The sequence below is a fragment of the Vibrio sp. 970 genome, assembly GCF_033339075.1.
Genome location: NZ_JAWOTW010000812.1, coordinates 1 through 519, shown reverse-complemented (window position 1 = coordinate 519; position 519 = coordinate 1). Strand labels below are relative to the sequence as shown.

The window sequence follows — 519 nt, the reverse complement described above, 5'->3', positions numbered from 1 at the left end:
GAATCTCAGGTTTCTGAGCGATACCTAACCCCATCGAGAATGACAACGCCATAATCAGAATCGCGCGGCGGTCGAGATCAACACGCGAGATAATGCGCACGCCTGCAGCGGCAATGGTGCCGAACATCACGATGGTAGCGCCACCAAGTACAGGCTCTGGGATCAGCTGAACAAAACTGGCCACGCCCGGGAATAGACCAAGAATCACTAACATGCCCGAGATAAAGTAACCCACGTAACGGCTTGCGACGCCCGTTAGCATGATAATGCCGTTGTTTTGACTGAAGGTAGAGTTTGGAAAGCTGTTGAATACCGCAGCGATAGCCGAGTTCAGACCGTCCGCTAATACCCCACCTTTGATGCGCTTCATGTAAATAGGGCCTTTAACCGGCTCGCCAGATACTTCAGACGTTGCGGTAATGTCGCCGATCGCTTCCAACGCCGTGATAAAGAAAATCAGCACGAGAGGGATAAACAGTGACCAGTCAAATGACAAGCCGTACTGCATCGGAATCGGTA

Annotated in this window: 1 protein-coding gene; it reads right to left on the bottom strand. The window is 51.6% G+C overall.

Annotation, left to right across the window (positions count from 1 at the left end; translation table 11 throughout):
* On the bottom strand, positions 1-519 hold a 519-nt coding region (locus R7Q11_RS29345), incomplete at both ends, for a solute carrier family 23 protein (RefSeq protein ID WP_318094494.1).